This window comes from Bacteroidetes Order II. bacterium (assembly GCA_016788705.1).
Classification (GTDB): Bacteria; Bacteroidota; Rhodothermia; order Rhodothermales; family UBA2364; genus UBA2364.
The window spans coordinates 1-18,694 of sequence record JAEUSQ010000017.1 but is presented as its reverse complement, the minus strand read 5'-3'; the positions used below and the strand labels follow the sequence as shown (position 1 = coordinate 18,694).

General features: G+C 47.0%; 17 protein-coding genes. 9 read left to right on the top strand and 8 right to left on the bottom strand.

Annotated elements, in window-relative coordinates; genetic code table 11:
* Position 1: 1 nt before the first annotated feature.
* Positions 2-361 (bottom strand): MmcQ/YjbR family DNA-binding protein, encoded by a 360-nt coding sequence (locus tag JNN12_03705; GenBank protein MBL7977421.1) that lies wholly within the window; start codon positions 359-361, stop codon positions 2-4.
* Positions 362-581: 220 nt separating this feature from the next.
* Here JNN12_03705 and JNN12_03700 point away from each other — a divergent pair, with 220 nt between their 5' ends.
* From JNN12_03700 to JNN12_03680, 5 genes are all read left to right on the top strand, one after another.
* Positions 582-908, top strand: a complete 327-nt coding sequence (locus tag JNN12_03700; protein ID MBL7977420.1) for a hypothetical protein — start codon at positions 582-584, stop codon at positions 906-908.
* Between the two features lie 37 nt (positions 909-945).
* Complete coding sequence (locus JNN12_03695) at positions 946-1,206, top strand: hypothetical protein (protein ID MBL7977419.1); 261 nt, start codon at positions 946-948, stop codon at positions 1,204-1,206.
* A gap of 3 nt (positions 1,207-1,209) precedes the next feature.
* Positions 1,210-2,400: a GTP-binding protein gene (locus JNN12_03690; GenBank protein ID MBL7977418.1), complete on the top strand. Its 1,191-nt coding sequence runs from the start codon at positions 1,210-1,212 to the stop codon at positions 2,398-2,400.
* Between the two features lie 231 nt (positions 2,401-2,631).
* A complete protein-coding gene (locus JNN12_03685) occupies positions 2,632-3,444 on the top strand; it encodes a hypothetical protein (GenBank protein MBL7977417.1) in 813 nt (270 codons plus the stop codon).
* 7 nt (positions 3,445-3,451) lie between these two features.
* On the top strand, positions 3,452-3,925 hold the full coding sequence (locus JNN12_03680) for a hypothetical protein (protein ID MBL7977416.1): 474 nt from the start codon (positions 3,452-3,454) through the stop codon (positions 3,923-3,925).
* 125 nt (positions 3,926-4,050) lie between these two features.
* On the opposite strand, the gene JNN12_03675 is transcribed toward JNN12_03680, so the two are convergent.
* The 3 genes from JNN12_03675 to JNN12_03665 all read right to left on the bottom strand — a co-directional run bounded on the left by JNN12_03675 (position 4,051) and on the right by JNN12_03665 (position 5,942).
* On the bottom strand, positions 4,051-4,563 hold the full coding sequence (locus JNN12_03675; protein ID MBL7977415.1) for a PepSY-like domain-containing protein: 513 nt from the start codon (positions 4,561-4,563) through the stop codon (positions 4,051-4,053).
* A 109-nt stretch (positions 4,564-4,672) separates the two neighbouring features.
* Positions 4,673-5,830 carry a cellulase family glycosylhydrolase gene (locus JNN12_03670; GenBank protein ID MBL7977414.1) on the bottom strand — a complete coding sequence of 386 codons (1,158 nt, stop codon included), beginning with the start codon at positions 5,828-5,830 and terminating at the stop codon, positions 4,673-4,675.
* A gap of 13 nt (positions 5,831-5,843) precedes the next feature.
* Entirely contained in the window at positions 5,844-5,942 is a 99-nt protein-coding gene (locus tag JNN12_03665) for an HNH endonuclease (protein ID MBL7977413.1), read from the bottom strand.
* Between the two features lie 431 nt (positions 5,943-6,373).
* Between JNN12_03665 and rsmD the strand changes: the two genes are divergently transcribed.
* Both rsmD and JNN12_03655 read left to right on the top strand, forming a co-directional pair.
* On the top strand, positions 6,374-6,934 hold the full coding sequence (gene rsmD / locus JNN12_03660; protein MBL7977412.1) for a 16S rRNA (guanine(966)-N(2))-methyltransferase RsmD: 561 nt from the start codon (positions 6,374-6,376) through the stop codon (positions 6,932-6,934).
* A gap of 3 nt (positions 6,935-6,937) precedes the next feature.
* The gene (locus tag JNN12_03655; protein ID MBL7977411.1) at positions 6,938-7,837 is read left to right on the top strand and encodes a histone deacetylase; all 900 of its coding nucleotides are present in this window, start codon (positions 6,938-6,940) and stop codon (positions 7,835-7,837) included.
* Between the two features lie 119 nt (positions 7,838-7,956).
* Here JNN12_03655 and JNN12_03650 read toward each other — a convergent pair whose 3' ends face one another.
* The 4 genes from JNN12_03650 to JNN12_03635 form a co-directional block, all read right to left on the bottom strand.
* Complete coding sequence (locus JNN12_03650) at positions 7,957-8,484, bottom strand: hypothetical protein (protein MBL7977410.1); 528 nt, start codon at positions 8,482-8,484, stop codon at positions 7,957-7,959.
* A complete protein-coding gene (locus JNN12_03645; GenBank protein MBL7977409.1) occupies positions 8,430-9,017 on the bottom strand; it encodes a hypothetical protein in 588 nt (195 codons plus the stop codon). The genes JNN12_03650 and JNN12_03645 overlap by 55 nt, the downstream gene beginning before the upstream one ends.
* A gap of 218 nt (positions 9,018-9,235) precedes the next feature.
* Positions 9,236-11,965, bottom strand: a complete 2,730-nt coding sequence (locus tag JNN12_03640) for a serine/threonine protein kinase (protein ID MBL7977408.1) — start codon at positions 11,963-11,965, stop codon at positions 9,236-9,238.
* 34 nt (positions 11,966-11,999) lie between these two features.
* Positions 12,000-12,584, bottom strand: coding sequence for a hypothetical protein (locus JNN12_03635; GenBank protein ID MBL7977407.1), 585 nt, complete (start codon positions 12,582-12,584; stop codon positions 12,000-12,002).
* A 261-nt stretch (positions 12,585-12,845) separates the two neighbouring features.
* On the opposite strand from JNN12_03635, the gene JNN12_03630 reads away from it, so the two are divergent.
* Both JNN12_03630 and JNN12_03625 read left to right on the top strand, forming a co-directional pair.
* Complete coding sequence (locus tag JNN12_03630; protein MBL7977406.1) at positions 12,846-16,412, top strand: DUF11 domain-containing protein; 3,567 nt, start codon at positions 12,846-12,848, stop codon at positions 16,410-16,412.
* Positions 16,413-16,619: 207 nt separating this feature from the next.
* Positions 16,620-18,470, top strand: a complete 1,851-nt coding sequence (locus JNN12_03625; GenBank protein MBL7977405.1) for a DUF11 domain-containing protein — start codon at positions 16,620-16,622, stop codon at positions 18,468-18,470.
* Positions 18,471-18,694: the final 224 nt, after the last annotated feature.

Below are 18,694 nucleotides of genomic sequence, written 5' to 3'. Positions count from 1 at the left end.
GTTATGTGGATTCTAAAGCCAAGCGATCTGTTTTTTTAAGAGAGGCGACCACCAATTCATAAGAATGATCTATCAATTCGAGTACCAGAGAAAGGGGCAAACGTCCATCTACAGTAAGGGTATTCCAGTGCTGCTTGCTCATATGGTAGCCTGGCATAATTGCATCATATTGGGTACGAAGTTCTACTGCCCGTGATGGATCGCACTTCAGGTTGATGCGTGTGGGTGTCTCGTCCAAGGGGAGTAGGGCAAAAATCTTTCCCTTTACCTTCATCACCAAAACATTCTCACCGAAGGGAAACGTCTCGATAGCCCCATTTTTTTGAACTAAATAATCGTATAGAGTTGCAAATAAATTCATGATGCGGATAAACAAATCAAACAGATGAAAATTAAGTATGCCCGCCCCGTTGAAGTGCAAGAGGGAGTGAATCCGAAAGATAAATTCGTTACTTCGCATTTCAAAAATTCTTTTACAGTTTTTATCTCTTTGTAATTGTTAAGTTTGGCGAGTTCAAGGTTTGGTTTTGGCATGAAAATTTATTTGGTGTCCTAAGTTCCAGCGCTTAAATTACCTGATTATGAGAAGAACCAAATTGAAATTCGGCGTAGTAGTCTTGTTATTGCTCTTTCTGGGCGGTGGCGTGGCGGTGCCGTGGGTTCATCTCGTACACCATCATTCAGACTTTTTCTGCTATGAACATCCTCAGCACAAAAACCACGAGGGTGAGGCAGATGATTGTTCGCTGTGTGATGCGATCAAATACCAGACGGCGCTCCCAAGTATCGGTCTGACGATCGCACCGCAGATAGCGGTATTTTCGGTTGAACGCTATTTTATCTCCGAAACCCCGCCTTTTCGTTCCGAATTCCATTCTCGGCCCTCTCGCGCTCCTCCGGTAGGTTAATTACCCTTTCTTTTTCCAACCTGAATCGTTTCCCCCAATGGGCCTTCAATGGCTCGTGGTGGGTGGCGGTGTGCATGGCACCTTCTTGTCGCATTCTTTAATGAACCACGCGCAGGTAGCCCCTTCGGAGATCGGGGTGATAGACCCGCACGAAGCGCCCTTGGCGATGTGGACGCATTGTGCAAAGAACGTCGGAATGTCGGTCTTGCGCTCCACCATTGTTCACCCTACCCATCAAACACAGCGTTTTCAGGAGCAACAAGCCATCTTTAAAGCGACTTACTTAAAACAATTATAAACCATGACCAGAAGCAAACTTCCTGTAACGGTACTCTCCGGCTACCTTGGTTCCGGAAAAACAACCTTGTTAAACCATATTCTGCACAACACACAGGATAAGAAGATTGCCGTAATCGTCAATGACATGAGCGAGGTAAATATTGATGCCGCGCTTGTTCGGAACGATGAAAAAGCCATTACCCGCACCGATGCCAGTTTGGTGGAAATGACCAATGGCTGTATTTGTTGTACCCTTCGCGAAGACTTATTGGTGGAAATCCGCAAATTGGCCTTGCAAAACAAGTTCGAGTACCTCGTAATTGAAAGTTCTGGCATCTCCGAACCGATGCCTGTGGCGGTAACATTTGCCTTCGAGGATGAAAATGGCCAAAGTCTGTCTTCTTTTGCACAATTGGATACTATGGTGACGGTGGTGGATGCCCATAACTTTTTGTCAGACTTCAATTCTGCGCAAACCCTCAAACAACTGGGACAAGAAGTGGGCGAAGGCGATGAACGCACCTTAGTGGATCTACTAACCGACCAAATTGAGTTTGCAAACGTTATTATACTGAATAAAACCGATACTGTAACGTCCATGAATATCCATTATCTGAATAGTATTTTACGAACCTTAAATCCTGATGCCCAAATAATTACTTCGACTTATGGCAAAGTTGACTTGGACGAGGTGCTGAATACGAACTTATTCAATATGGAGGAGGCCGAGAACGCTGCCGGATGGGCCAAAGAATTGGCAGGGGAACACATTCCGGAAACCGAAGAGTACGGCATTTCGAGTTTTGTTTACCGATCCCGCCGCCCATTCCACCCGAAACGGTTCTACGACTTCTTTAATGCAAGTTGGAAGGGGGTGATTCGGGCCAAGGGCTTTTTTTGGCTGGCAACTCGCAATACCGATGTGCTTTCCCTCTCGCAGGCAGGCAGAATCCGAAATTGGGAAACCGCTGGTTATTGGTGGGCGGCAGTTCCTAAAGAAAGACGACCCAATACATCAGATTTTAGACAATACTTGCGCACGATTTGGGATGAAAAAGTGGGAGATAGGCGACAAGAATTAGTTTTTATTGGCCAAAAAATGGATGAGAAAAGGTTCCGGACCCTGTTGGATACCTGCCTGATCACGGACAAAGAGCTGGTTGAGCACATTACCAATGGAAAGCCATTGGATGACCCTTGGCCCATTCAGTAGTTTTTTAAGTTTCCCCGCATGGTTGCCCTCGTATTGCTTTCTTGGGATTATGCGGCACGAGGGCAGGGGGAATATACCTACCATACCTGACGCTATGTCAATGGTAAATTTAAACCCAAACTGGGTTTTCCGTTTTTCCCCGCATAACTGTCCTCGTGTTGCTTTGGGATTGTGCGGCACGAGGGCAGGGGAAAATAATCTAATATGTGCAAAAAAGAAGTTATATCACACATGAGTAAGTCTTTTTTATGGTTCCTTGCGGGTCTTGCCTTAGCGCTTGGTGGGTGTCGGCACCTCAAACCCACTCATCCAGCAGAGACCTGTAATGATTTTTCTGGATGGTTGCCTTCGGAACAAAAGGTGGCTCAACATATTCTGCTGCATGGGTTAGACCACGAAGCCCTTTATACCTTGGCCGCAGACCTCAAGCCGATGAGTACCATAGATGATTTTTCGTTTCATACCGATTCGCTCCAAGCGGCCATTCCACAACTGACTCTGTGGGCTAACATTGGGGCAAAGCTATCTTGCAACGGAAAAAAAGTGGTTCTTGTACCTTTTAAAAATGAATTTGATGGCCGGAAATATGTGGAATTATTGGCCTTAGATGTTAATCGTGTTCAAAAAGAAATACGCCGCCATCCATTGTTTTGGGCAAAATTGGGTATCACGGAAGCCACGCCTGTCGAGTTGATTCCACTTTTGGTAGAGTCCGCTGCTAAATATGATCGTTGGCGCGGCTTTGGATATCTATTTGGTTATCCCGATTATGCGGTGGATTTTTTTGTGCAAGCGGGGCAAGAGCAAGACAGTACCAAACAATTTGTGAAACGAGACTTTTTTCAAATTCCAGTTTTTGCCGCCGAAAAAGGCCATTTTACCTATGCCATGCCCAAAGGTCATACACCCGCCTTAGACGACTCTACACGCTACGTTGCTGCCCAGAAAATCCTCGCTCGGTATCGCCTGCTCCGAGCAGAACAACTCCGCTCTGGAACCATTGATGCCAAGAAACTCCTTCGCAATTTGCAAAAAAAACCATAGCACGACCATGAAAATCGGTCTGAATGCCATACCCATTTGGGTCAAATCGTTGCTCACAGGATTGTTGATGGTTGTAGTTACTTCTTTGGTGATGGTCACCAATCTGCAAAAAACCCGCCATACCAACAGCGAAGTCTGGAAACTGTTGCTCAAAACCCAATATGACCGAGAAACCTACCGTCCTACCTTTTCTGCCGAACACCAGAAATTAGAAAACAAAACCATTACCTTACAGGGATATTTGGTTCCGATCGAATTGGCTTTTTCCACCGATCATTTTGGTCTTACACCCGACCCTTCCGACTGTCAGTTTTGTGTGGGTGTTGGACCCGAAAAAATTGTAGAATTGAACTTGGATCGTAAAATTCGCTATACCGATCAGCCTGTAGAGGTGCAAGGTACGTTTAGCCTCTTGCCAAACTCAGATTTATTGCTGTTCTACCGCTTAGACCGCGCCTCTGTTCGTACCGTAGGCCAATAGCTTAGGAAGCCAAAGATGGTTACTCCATCTGTTACACAATCGTTTTAGTGTATTACTCCGTTAGCGACCAAAAAAGCCACACCCATTGTAAAAAGTGTGGCCTTTTGTATAGCCAAACGGATACTTTAGACCTCTGAAGTGTCCTCTAAGGCGGTTTCTGTTTTTTCTGGGGTTGTTTCTTCTTTTTCTTCCTCTTCCTCCTCGTCCGCTTCTTTTTCTTTTACCTTTTTATGTTTTTTTGCGGGGTCTTTGCCATAATCCAAGATATAACCGTCCTCCCGCACCAAAATTTCGCGCTCGCCTTTTCCGGTAATCAGGTCAATTTCGTATTGTACATCGCCATTGGAGTACAAGACGCGCTCTACTGAGTGAATAATCGCACCTGGGAACTCGGCCTCGATGTGGTTGCGGATACCTTCTGGCAAGGCTTCGGTACGCATGTAAATTTCGGAAAGCAAGTGGTGACCCGTCACCGTAATTTCTACTTCGTAAGAAAAGCCGTCTTGCTCGAAGGAGGCTTCATAAATTTTATGGGGAACTTCCCAAGACCACGAAACGCGGCTTACGTCCACTTTTGGAAAAACTTTTTTGAATGCCCGCAAGATTTCGGCGGGAACCACCAATGAAGAATGTGCCATGTGTCTCTTTAAGTAAATGGGGTTACTATGTCAAAAATTTGCCCCTAAAGTAAGAACTTATAGACACATGTGCAAGATGTGTGTAAGTTTTAGAGGATGTTTAATTTGCTTATAATCCCAATGCACGCACAGTCTCCATATCAACTTCACGTTTTCCATTCTTACGGATGGCCACACCAAAGCCCTCGGAGTAGTCCCACATCGTCCAAGGAATTTGATAGCGCTCTAAAATGGTGCGTACATCTCTAATCCAGTTCAGGCGGTCTTGTGGCGGGGCAACCAAGCGATACACTCCAAACTCAGCACAGATCACAGGAACCCGGAACCGTTGACCCCACAAAAAAGGTTTGGCCAAACGGGCTTGTACCCGCGAGCGATCCCACTTTTCGGCGGCATATGCACGGGCAAGTGGCTGGGCAATTGCCGGAAGTTGTGGCAAAAGTTGGTTCATTTTGTTAGCATCGTATGGATATGGAATTTCCCGCAAATACGGCCATGCTGCCACCGCCCAAGTAGCGCCTTGATGGGTAAAGGTGCCCGGTTCATAAAAATGAAACGCATAGACCACATTGGGGTCCTCCACGGGTTGCAACAAATTCAATTGATCCAAACTGGAAAACATGTCTCCAACCGCCACCAGTGTATGCTTGGGTGCGCCCGACCGAATGGCTACAAGTAACTGATTTTGAAGCACTTGCCATTCACGTGAACTGTTCATTACTGGCTCATTGAGCGGTTCTAAGAACAGAAATTCAGGATTGGTGTCGGATACTTTACCCGCCAAAGCGTGCCAAAACCGCGTAAAGACCGCGCGAAAGGCCGCTTCGGTCTCTAATCGTTTTTTGAATGCGGTATTGCCATGCATCTCCAGCGTTACCGCCAAGCCTTGCTCCATCATCATCTCCAAAGCCCGCCGAACCTCGTGCCAATTGGATGCCACAAGGCGTTCGGGTTGCTCCTCGTCCAAGAGCAACGTCGGATCTACGGGAAAGCGGACGTGTTGGAATCCGAGTGCTGAAAGGGTCTGGAAGTCTTCTTCCGTCATAAAGGTGCGCATCCGTTCCGTTGTAATGGTGGTTTGTGCAAACCAATGGCTTAGGTTAACCCCACGGTTCATGCGTTCAAGACGGGTCTTAGGCACTTGAGAGACTGGATCAATATCTACCTCCATCGGGTTGTCGCACGAAGGAAGCAACCACAACGCCCATACCCACAAAATCCTGTGGTGAATATGCTTGAGGATAATGACTAAATCCTTTGTTTTCATCTTTGTAATTGGATTAAGAACGGCCTGTGTAATTATTACAACCTGAACATGAGAATGCCAAATTCTTCAAATCGTCCGAGCCACCGCCCACAACGGGAATAATGTGTTCTATTTAAAATGTATTTGTTGTGAACCATTGAGTCGTTATGACGTGTTGCATATGCTTTTTCCATAATTAAGTATGTTATCAGGAGTGTAACTTTCTGTTGAAATGGCTGATGCACTTATGCAAAAGCCAAAAGGGTTGCACAAAAGCAATCCGAAACCAAAAATCATTCACGAAATTGCCGTCGTACTTCATGTTTTGGATAAAGCATCAAAACTGGTCATTCCGGCCAGTTTAAAACCTACCGCCTTTCGATACAAGCCATCGCAAATACCTTTGAGGCACTCTTGACGGCGCTGGTGAAAAGACCCACTACCGAATTAACCATGAAGGACGATACAAGGTGATTAGGCCGGAGAAGAAGTAAGAAACTTTACCGCTACCTTGGTCTTCTTGTCGTATCTTACGACACTTTTAGACTAACCGTATCGTTGTACATGCGCATTATTGCCGGAAAATTTAAAGGTCGTTCCTTGAAATCGCCCAAGGGCGAAATTACCCGTCCTACCACCGACCGCGTGCGGACTTCTGTGTTCAACTTGTTGTATTCTCGGATGGAAATGCGTGGTGCGCGTGTCTTGGACATGTTTGCCGGAACAGGTGCACTGGGGATAGAGTCTATGAGCCGGGGGGCAGAAAGTACTACCTTTATCGAGTTGAACCGTACTGTTTTAGAACTTACAAAGCAAAATGCAAGCATATTTGGCATAGAAAAACAATGCTGGTTTCAATTAGGCGATGCGGTAGGGTTTATCCAAAAATACCGAGGACCACAGTTTGATGTGGTGTTTGCAGATCCACCTTATGAGTTAGAAGCCATTCCTCAATTACCGGAATGGGTTTTTCCACAGCTCAAGCCAGAAGGCTTGTTTGTTTTGGAGCATGATGCCCGTCATAGCTTCGACGAACACCCGGCGTTGGATACGAGCCGGGCTTATGGCCGTACCATCGTCTCCGTTTTCCGACCTGCTCTGCTAAATGAATTGGACGACGACTGATGTATGCGGGTCTCTTATCATGAAGCCTATTATGTACCTTTGCCGGAAAAACATCCGTTTCCGATGGGGAAATATCCGGCATTGTACCACTACTTGGTTTCCGAAAACTTGGTAAAGGCCAGCGACGTCGTACAGCCCAACGAGACAGAAATACAAGACCTATTATTGGTCCATACAGCCGATTATGTACATGGGTTTATGCATGGAACCCTACCTCCGGCCGCAATACGTAAATTGGGCCTGCCTTGGTCGGCGGGCTTGGTACGACGCTCCTTATTGGCCTGTCAAGGAACCATCAATGCTGCTCTAATGGCTTTGCATGACGGCTTGGCCGCGAATTTGGCAGGTGGAACGCATCATGCTTTTCCGGGACATGGCGAGGGGTATTGTGTCTTCAACGATGTGGCCATCGCTATCCGTGTTTTACAGCAAGCCAAGTGGATTCGTCGAGCGCTGATTGTAGATTTGGATGTGCATCAGGGAAATGGAAGCGCCTATATTTTCCGGAATGATCCAGTCGTATTCACCTTCTCGATGCATGGCGAAAAAAATTATCCGTTCCACAAACAAACGTCGGACTTAGACGTGGCCTTGCCGGATGGTTTGACCGATGACGAATATATGGTTTATTTAAGACGGTTTCTACCTCAATCCATCAGACTTGCTCAACCAGATATGGTCTTTTATCTGGCAGGAGTAGATGTTTTGGCAGGAGATCGTATTGGGCGCTTAAAGCTATCGCCTTGGGGTCTTCGCCAACGAGAGCATTTTGTTCTCGAAACCCTGCATTCCGCACAAATTCCCGTTTGCCTCACCCTCTCAGGCGGATATGCGGCTTCTGCTGAAGAAACGGCGCGTATGCATGCCATCTGCTACCAAGAGGCCCGGTCTATTTTTGGATAGGTGGTTGGTGTTTTTTACTACGTAAAATGCCATCCGGCTTGGGAAAAGACACGTTTAGTGCGATCCTTTTGCCGGATGACTGTCCTCAAAAACGTTTGTGTTAGAGAAGAGGCCTATTCTTACTTTACCGAAATTGCCAGGCTATATGTACCGGAAGTAGGAAATCCATTGTAAATCGTTCCTTGAACCGAGAAGTTTATGGTTTGATTGTTTGAACTTGCCGTCCATGATTTACGCAGGGTGTAGGTGGTTGTGGTAACGTCGGTAGCCTTTACATTCACCCCTTCTTTGTAGGCTGGTAGGCAAGAACCTTTTTGGGTATTGACCGAAGAGGTGTATGATGTAGAGCCGCCAATCATAAGTGCTACGCCACTGTAGTTGGTAGAAGTTTTCGGATCGGTTGTGCTTTCGGGATTGCAGCTATATGTGGTAGTTTTTTTCGTGGTAATGGTGTATTCCACCGTCACGGTTTGTCCGGCATTCAAGAGGATGGAGTAATAATCTGGATCCGCTGTATTCGTTGTGCCTTCAATTGTATTGGTTACCGAAGAAAATTTGGTGGCTGTGCTGGCCGTATTATTGCTTTCTACTTCTACAACAAGGCTTCCTGCGGGGGTGGCGTAACAACGCCATTCATCTCGAACCAAAAAATAGACATAGTACCAGATTTGGTAGGCGTTGCCCCACCGATGAGCGTTGTGTAGAGGCCGCAATCGCTTCCCGATACGGGCGATTGGATTACAAACGTATTGTCCACATACTTCAACGAGCTGGAAAGTTGGTTTGCAGGAAACCTTTTTCCTGTCAGACTACCGCTGGTTTCGGTTGTCAGGTTAAGCGTTGCAGGTATTTTGCAAGATTTTCCGAGGTTGTATTTACCAGTATCCGAATCAAAACTACGCGTGCCGGTCTCGCTCATGGTCATGGCAATTTTAACGTTGCCGCCATCCAGCATTACGGGATCCATGTTGAAAGCCGAGAGGGTGAGTACATCGTTTTTTTGATCGAACGTTCCTCCAAGTTTTAAAATCGTCAGGGTTTGACATCCATCCAGCGCACTATTGTTATCATAACAGGCTTTTCCCTTTGTGGGGGTAAATTCGATTTGATTGGTCTGTGTGAAGAGCGGGCTAAATGCCAGTACAAGGAGTAAATATAGTACGGCGGTGCATTTGGTCATGTGTTTCATAAGATGTTGTAATTAATTGATTTGAGGTTTTGGGTTGACGGGTAAAAAATACCTGCTTCCCACCCCTTTATACATGACGTAAAAGCGTTATAAGGTCGCCGTGTTTACGGGATTTGCACAGAGAAGGGCAATACGTAAGATGGGTACTTCAATAGAAAACGGGTTCAAGGCACGACAGTGCCATAGAGGTACTCCCGCTTTCGTTTGTTTCACAGACGATCTAAAAAATGGCCAAAGGCATGATTCTTCCAGCGGACAAGCACCCATTTTTGTCTGCCTTTTTCCAAAAGTGCTCCACCGGCAGATGGGTTCTCGTTGCGAAGTAGAATGCCTTGGAAACACTCCCAATCGCCCTCTAACTCAGCTGGAAACACCATTTTTCTTTCAAAAAACGGCCTTAATGTTTCCACAATCTGTTTGGCTTCAGGATGTTTTTGCATGGCCACCATTATCCAGCCCAATAGCAATGTAGCCCTTGCAGAAGTGAGTGGCTCTTGTTGCATCCACTTTGTTTCGGAACCGAGCATTTGCTGGATTATTTTTTCGGATTGTTTGGGTTGGTTGTTGTAGAGATAGGTTTCTGCTGCCAGCAATTTGGCGATAAGGGTTTCGGGGTGAACGGGGCCAAAATTCTCTTCAAAAATATGTAAGGATTTTGTAGCTGGTTCTAATGCTGCTTGTGGTCGGTTAAGGTCCAAATATGTTTGGGCAAGTTTTCTATAGGTCAGCCCGACAGGAAAGGAGTCCTCTCCGGCAGCCTGCTTCTGAATCATCAGAATTTGTTGGAAGTGCGTGAGGGCACGTTCTTTATGCCCTTGCCTGCTTTCTACGCTTGCCATCCCCAGAAGGATCATCTGGCGGTCGTCGTGTGTGGATTGGAAATGCAAATCATTGATGCGCAATGCTTCTTTATAGTGTATTTTTGCACGTTCATAGTGCCCTAATTGGGTCAGCAAAGACCCCATATTGGCATTTGGGACCACAAGCAAAACATGATTTTCCCCTAACCTATTTTTGAGGGCTTGTAAGACTTCCTGATAATAGGGCAATGCTTTGTTATACTGTTTCTGATGGCTCCACAAATCCCCCAAATGCTGCAATACATTGAATGTGCCGATGCAAGGCCCGCTTACGCACCCCGCTCGACGATTTTGTAATGCGTGTTCCAATAGATGTTGGGCGCTCTGCCATTCGCCACTTTCACCCCGTAGTACCCCCTCGGCGATCATTACTTCGGTGGCAATTTCAGGATTTGGGTATTGGGCCAATAATTGTTTGGCCTGCGCTACATATGCCAGTGACTTCCGGGGTGGATGGCCTTTGTAAATAGATAAAACTGTTTTTTGTCCTAAAAGTCCGGCCATCAGATCCGGATAACGCGCCATTTGGGGTTCAAGACGCGCCATCATGTTTTCTACTTCCCCAAAGAGTCGTCTTTGCAGGGCGAAGTCTATCAACGACCGCCAAACGCTAAGTTGGGCACGGGGTATCTTTTGAAGGTCTTTCTCGATTCTAAACGTAGCAAGGTTTAGAAATTTTTGGGTCTGCAATGAATCGAGCTGTAAACCACTATTGATGCCCAATTGGTCATCAAAAAGAAATGAGGTGATGAATTGTTGAATGGCTTGGTTTTCTGCGAATTTGGCTTGTGTCTTTTGTGCCTCTTGATAAAGAAAATAAGCAAAGCCCAGACTGGTAAGCACCAGAACGGTCAAAACTGCGGCGATAGGGGCAAAGTGGCGGTTTACAAATCGGTGGATCCGATACCCAATTCCCGGAGGTCTTGCTTGAATGGGCTTTTGAGCGATAAAGCGGGAGATGTCATCGGCCAAGGCTTGTACCGAAGCGTATCGGTTGTTTACATCCCGTGATGCCGCTTTATCAACAATTCGTGTTAAGTCCCCCTTCACTTCTTTGGTCAATTTTCTTGGTGTGGTACTTCGTTGGGTGGCTACCCTGAAGGGGTCGTGGGAAACGGCTCCAAAAGTTTGCCAAACGGCTTGGTGCAGTTTCGGGAAGGGAGTTTGCTGAAAGACTTGCCACAACACGAACGGTGCGGCCTGTTCTAAACGATATGGTCGTTGTCCTACGAGCAAAACAAACAATAAAATCCCCAAGCTATACACATCCGATGCCGGCGTAAGGGTTTCTTGCTTAAACTGCTCCGGGCTCGCAAAATCGGGGGTAAATAGCCATTGAAGGGTTTGTGAGGGTTTTTCTTCTTCTAAAGAACGGGCGATGCCAAAGTCTAATATTTTCACCTGACCGCCTTCGGTTACTAGAATATTGGCTGGCTTTATGTCTCGATGAATAATTTGTTGCTGGTGTGCATATTGTAGTGCTTCACAAATTTGTAAGAAAAGCAATAATCGTTGCGTTAAATTTAGGTGTTTTGCATCGCAATAATCAGTTATTGGTATCCCTAGTACCAATTCCATAGCCAGATAGGGTTGTCCTAACAGTGTTTGTCCGGCATCTATGAAGTGAGCGATATGTGGATGATTGAGCCGTGCGAGGAACTTTTGTTCTTGTTCAAAATGCTTTGCCAAGTTGATGGAGTCGAATTGCTGGCGAAAAACCTTTAACGCAACAACTTGTTCAATATGTCCATGTCGTTGTGCTTTATAGACCTCACCCATACCGCCAGCGCCCAAAAAGGAAATAACTTCATACTTTTCAATAATTGTGCCTCTGGCTAAAGATCCGCCTGATGTAGCGGTTTCTTTTTCGGGCTTTCCGTCTTCAAAATGTGCAAATAGTGCATCTACCTTGTCACCATGTGCCAAAAATGCTTCCAGAAGAGCGGAGAGCGTGTCTTTCAATTCCGGATTTTCTTGGCCAAATCTAACCAATATTTGCGAACGTTCGTCGGGAGGAGCCGCTACCAACTGCTCTAAATAAGGCCCTAATTGTCCTAAGGTCTGTGTTACGGAAATCATATGAATCTTTTCTATTCAGTACAACGGTGGATCTTCATTCTGTCAGATATTTGGCCAGTAGTGCTTTTGCAAGGAGCCAATCCCGTATAATGGTTCGGGAAGATAGTCCTAATAGTTCAGCGATCTCGGATTCTTTCATTTTTAGAAAAAAGCGAAGATGAACGACTTGATACCCGCGAGGATGTGTTTCTGAAAGTAGTTCCAAGGCTTCTATTAATTTTTCAGTTCTGCCATCCATTTGCGGAGTAAAGTCTGTTTCGTCAAAGGGCACATGCTCGGCGTCGCCTCCACGTTTATACCGATTTTTCCCTCGTTGATGGTTAAGTAAAACGTATCGCATGGCTTTTGCAGCAGTCATATAAAAATGGAGGCGATTTTTCCATTCAATTTGCTGGCTATAAAACAAACTTAGAAACGTCTCGTGTACCAATGCTTTGGTATTGAGGGTGTCATTGGGTCCTTTCTCAAACTTAGATCGCAGGTCGGAAGACAATAAGCACAATTGAGGGTAGGTTCTTCGTAATAATTCCTCCCAGGCTTGGAGGTTGCCTTGGTTCAACTCTTTTAGCAGCAGGGTCAAATCTCCCTGTAAATTGGGATCAGGATTGGGATATTTCATACAACTGTATTAGCCATAACTTTTTTGTAAAATAAGATGACACATTGCAAATTCAAATTCAGGCATCATTTCCATAAAGTATTAAATTTTAAATTTTTAAACTAAATATTTTGCAGGTGTCATATTTAGAGGTTATAAAGGTAATATTGATGAAGCAGTTAAATACGTCGCGCCGTAAGGCATATTGTTTGTTGTCTCCAGGACTATATATCAAGCCCTATGTGGCTTTGGTTTTGTCTTTGGTTAAAATCAGCAATACGTATGAAAAGAATTAAACACATTGTTTCAAAAAAACAGTTGTGGGCTGTCATCGCCTTCTTGTTTATATATAATGAGATTGCGTTCGGACAAATCACGGGAACGGTGTTTCGTGATTTTAACGGCAATGGCACAAAAGAAAGCGCCGAGCCATTGGTGGCGGGGGTTGAGGTAAAAGCCTATGATACCGCAGGCAGCCAATGTGGCACCACCCAAACGACAACGGCGGCGAGTGCGCCCAACTACAGCCTTTCGGGTTGTACAGGGGCCGTGCGGGTGGAATTTACCATACCCACCGGGACTTGTTTTGCGGATGATGGCATAGACTATGCGGCCCTCGGTGGTGGAGCACATGGTACATCGGTGCAGTTTTTGGCCAATACATCGGCAGGTACACGCACGGCAAACTTCGCGCTGTTTTATCCAGGAGAGTATGGCGGAGAGGCAACCTTTGTACCTGATTTATACAATGTGATCCATCGCGCAGGTAATCCAACACCTACTCCAGCGGCGCCATCAGGAGATGCAAGTTATACGGCAAACAAATCGGCTGTAACCTCAACTGGATACTTTGAAAATGGATTGGTCATTACCAGTTTTGCGCAAGGAGGGGCAGCCTCGATTCCGCAGCGACAAGTGGGACATACAACGCTGGCCTTGGCTGGGCAAGTGGGGACCTTGTGGGGCAATGCGTATAGCAAACATGCGGAGCGCCTTTTTGTATCTGCTTTTCTTCGTCGTCATGCAGGAATGGGGCCGGGTGGGCCAGGCGCGATTTATATAATCAACCCAGCCTCACCAAATCTAACCGGCAATTTGATATTTGCAGACTTAGATGCTTTGGGCTTTTCAACCCATGCCGCTTCGGGCGCATATAATATTAAAAGCAATACCGCTCGCAATTTAGTTGCTCAACCGCTTTTTAGCCCCAGTACCGATGCCGATGCCTACGACCAAGTCGGTAAAACTTCTTTAGGCGATTTGGACATTAGTGAAAACGGGCAATTTTTATTTATCACCAATTTGTTCGATCGGAAGTTGTACCGAATAGACCTCCAAAACCCCATTACCCCCCAACCCCCAACTGCTGCGCAGATTTCTTCTTACACGATTCCCGATCCTTGCACAGGCGTTGCCAATGCAGGAGAATACCGGCCATTTGGCCTCAAGGTCTTTAAAGGTAAACTCTATACGGGAGTCATGTGTAGTGGGCAAGATGCCACCAACAATGAAATTGGTACCAGTGCAACCATGAGCTTGCACCTATTGGCTTTTGATCTTGGAACAACCAATACGCCAGCAACTCCTACCGTGGTATATACTCAAAGTATGGCGTATAGAGATAATGATGCTATTCGAGGGACAGGAGCAACGCCCACCGTCACGCATAGCGCCCGTTGGCGGCCTTGGAAAAATGAGTTTGTAACAACCGAAAACCACCCCATGTTTACGGATATTGAATTCGACAATAATGGTAATTTTTTACTTGGATTAACAGACCGAAACGGTTTTCAGACAGGGGGCGGACAATATAACCTAAGTGGTAGTGGGCCTCATACCAAGTATTATGCCAATGGAGATATCCTTAAGATTACCAAAGACGCTACCTGTTCACTTAGTATGGCGACAGGTAGCTACTTTCAAAACGACTTGTATCAAGATCAATCAAGATGGGGCACGCCTTTAACGGGAAACCCATATTCTCATGCCGAAATGACACTGGGCGGCGTGACAAGCCACCGATTTGGTGATCGAGATGAGGTTGTCACCACGGCCTTGAATCCAGTAAGTTTTACCTCTAATGGATATGTGGCGTTTAATAACACCAATGGTCAACAAGAACGAGCCAACGAGCTTTGGTGGGATAGTTGCAATCTGAGTACAGAGGCTTGTATGGACAAAGCAGGAGGGCTTGGAGACTTGGAGTTAATGAGCTTACCCGCCCCCATCGAAATTGGCAACCGTGTATGGTTAGACACCGACAACGACGGCATCCAAGACGCAGGCGAGACAGGCATTTCCGGTGTGACGGTGGAACTGGTGAAAAGTGGTACGGTGATTTCTACCGCCACCACCGATGCCAACGGGAACTATTACTTTTCCAGCGCCACCGGAACCGACACCGCCAGCATCAAATATGGCCTTACGCAACTTATGCCCAATATGGCCTATACGGTGCGGTTCCCGACCACCACCACTGTTGCCGCAACAACTTATAACCTCACCACTGCCGCCGCAGGCAGCAACCGCCTCATTGACTCCAACGCCCCGGCCAACGGAGAAGTGACCGTTTTAGCGACCGATATTCCGGTTTCCGGCGCCAATAACCATAGCTTTGATGTGGGGTATAGTGCTGTTGCGTGTAGCATCAACACCTTCACAGTCACGCCCGTGTGTAACAACAATGGCACTGCCGCGGATGCCAGCGACGACTACCGCACGTTCTCGGTGACGGCATCTGGAACTGGTGTGGCCACAACCTATAATGCAAGCGTCAATAGCGGCGGAACACTCACTCCCACTTCCGGTTCGTATGGCAGTGCCACCAATTTCCGTCTGCAAAATGGCTCGGCGGGCAATGGCACCACTTATACCCTCACCCTCACCGATGCCACAACGAGCAGTTGTAACCAAACCGCTTCGGTCAGTGATCCGGGAACCTGTTCCACGCCAGGAACAGGTTCTCTTACGGTTCAAAAAACCGTGACAGGTGCACCCGGCGGCTTTGTCAGTCCGAACTTTTCGATTTTGGTGGATTGCTCCGACAATAGCTTTGACCAAACCCTCACCCTTGTAAACGGGGGCAGCCAAACCATCGCGAATATTCCCACTGGCACAACCTGTACCGTGACCGAGCCTACACAACCTGCACCACCATCGGGGTATAGCTATGGTGCCCCTACAATTTCGCCCAGCGGCGTCCAAACCATTACTTCAGGCGCCACCGTGAGTGTGACCGTCACCAACCCACTATCAGCCAGCCCTGTTTGTGCCATCAATGCGCCCACTGTCACCCCCACCTGTAGTGACAATGGCACCCCCAGCGATCCGGCAGACGACACGTTTACCTTTACCATTAGTACAACCGGGAATAATACCGGAGCCAGCTATAAAGTTGACAAAGTCACCCCAATACCCACCTCCACTGTTTTTGCCAGCGTGAACTATGGAAGCACCAGTGCCGCCAGTACGGCCTTCCCGATTTCGGGAGGGAACCTAACGCTCACCCTAACCGACAACACCACTTCCACCTGTACCCGCACACCGGTGACCGTCACGGCGCCCCCTACTTGTTCAGGGGTCGTCCCGCAAGCCGATCTTGAGTTGAGAAAAACCTCTAGTAGTTCCGTTGTTCGGCCAGGAGATGCGTTCTCATACACCCTTACATTAGTCAATAAAGGTCCGGGGACTGCCAATGGCGTGGTCGTCCGAGATCTATTGCCGTCAGGACTTACGTTTGTAAGTGCAACCACTTCCACAGGTACATACAACAATACCACCGGGCTGTGGACGGTTGGTAATATCGCACCAGGAACCTATACCCTCACGATTAACGTGACCGTAAACTAAAAACCCTTCCGCTGATCCCTCCGAAAAGCACCTTGTTACCTTCCGTTACAGGGTGCTTTTCCTGAGGAGTAAAGATCAAATTTCATCTCATAAAAATATTTTTAATCATTTTGCTATTGAATAATATGACTTAAAATTTAAAATCATTTCACTACACTTTATTAAATTTAAATCCTTATCTATAATACTTTAATTAAATATTTTAAAATGATTTATTTAGTTATCTCTAAAAGGATATTTTATTTAATATTGTTTATAGGCCCACCCTCGCTTTTAGGACAATCCCTGAATACCATACTCTATGACATGGTTGGGCCTATATACAGGAGTGGTGCGTTTGGGGCACCTTGGGGGAAACATGAAGCCCCCTTGAATGGCGTGCCACTCTCTTATGACTGGGCCGATGGGGCACGTCCTGGCGCATGGATTTCAGGCGTGCAGAGTGGTACTTATTTAGGAACCACCATGTGGGGCCAGGTTTATGTGCAGCAAGGAGGCTCTCCCGAAACAGACTTTCGGGTCCAAATACGAAACCTCGCATATTATGCCTACCGTAACAACCAATGGGAACTGATCCTATCTACCCCCAATAATATCGGCGGAACCTATTTTTTGGAAGACTTTACGGCGAATATCAGTCCAACAGGGATACGCGATGAATCAGCGAACGGAGGTGGAATTAGTGTTGAAATGATTCCGAATTACACCTTTCATTGGTGGAACGACCGATGGCCAAGGGCCGAAATGCCTCTCACGGCTACTGCGGTTTTCGCTCGTGCAGAAGTGAGGGTTATTCACAATGTAAACCATAGTGTTGACCTGACCAACGTGAAGGTACTGGCTGCAACGGGCATTGATGCCTACCCTACGGTCACTTCCACTGGGCAGTTTATCACCTCGCTTGGGATTCCAAGACACAAATTTGTTACCCCCGATTGGCAATATTTTACGTTTTATGTTGCAGGAAATCCGATGCCAGCAACGCTAAATGACTTTATTAATGAAGTAAATAACCGACCATTACCCCCCAATGTCTCGGCTTCTTGTGACATTGTTTTACCAACTACAACCATTATTTCTACTTGCAACAACAATGGAACGATTGGCGACCAAAGCGACGATTATCGCACCTTCTCGATAATAGCCACAGGCACGGGTGTTGCGCCAACATTCCAAGTGACCGTGAGCAATGGTGGCACCCTGACCCCCACTTCCGGTAACTTTGGTAGTTCCAGCACTTTTCGGTTACAAAACGGCTCGGCAGGCAATGGAAATACCTATACCTTAACCCTTACAGATACGGCCACTTCTCCTTGTACAACGACCGCCACGATTAATGACCCCGGATATTGCTCAAGTGGCCCCACTTGTACCACCATTACCAACGTGGCAACCATTATTGCCAGCAGTGCAACAGATCCTGATGCCAGCAACAACGAAGACACCGCAGACGTTTCTTCGAATTGCACCAGTTGTTCCATCAACACGCCCACCGTTACCCCCACCTGTAGTGACAACGGCACACCGAGCGATCCGGCAGATGACACCTTTACCTTCACGATCTCGGCGGCAGGAACCGGCGTTGGGGCTAATTACAAGGTGGACAAGATCAGCCCTGCCCCAACCGCTACACTTTTCCCGTCTTTGACCTATGGGACGACACCAAGCGCGGCAAGCCCTGCCTTCCCGATCTCCGGTGGGAATCTTACGCTCACATTAACAGACAACACAACGGCAACCTGCACAAACACGCCCGTCACCGTCACGGCCCCACCCACCTGCTCCAACATAACACCACAAGCCGATCTTGAACTGACCAAAACCGCCAGCAGCCCAATTGTCCGTCCGGGTGAGGCCCTTACCTTTACGCTTACCTTGGTGAACAAGGGACCTGGAACCGCCAATGGCGTGGTCGTCCGAGATGTGATTCCGCCCAGTCTTACTTTTGTGAGCGCCACCACCGCCACAGGCTCCTATAACAACGCTACTGGACTTTGGACCTTGGGCGACCTGCCTCCAGGAACTTATACCCTGACGATTAATGTGACTGTGAACTAACATCTTAACGTTTTAGTTTTCTGGTTAAAGTTGTATATTTTGGTGTTTTCCACAATTTCAAAATAACGCCTTCGGGGAACTCTGCTACACCAAAGGGTAACACCACCCAACGTTTAGGACTCGGCAGCACCCAGACACGTTAAGTAGGCTAAATAGATTCCCGTTTTCGCGACCATGACGTACTCGGCACTTAGAAGCCCGCCATGCCCAACTTGTTTGGGCAT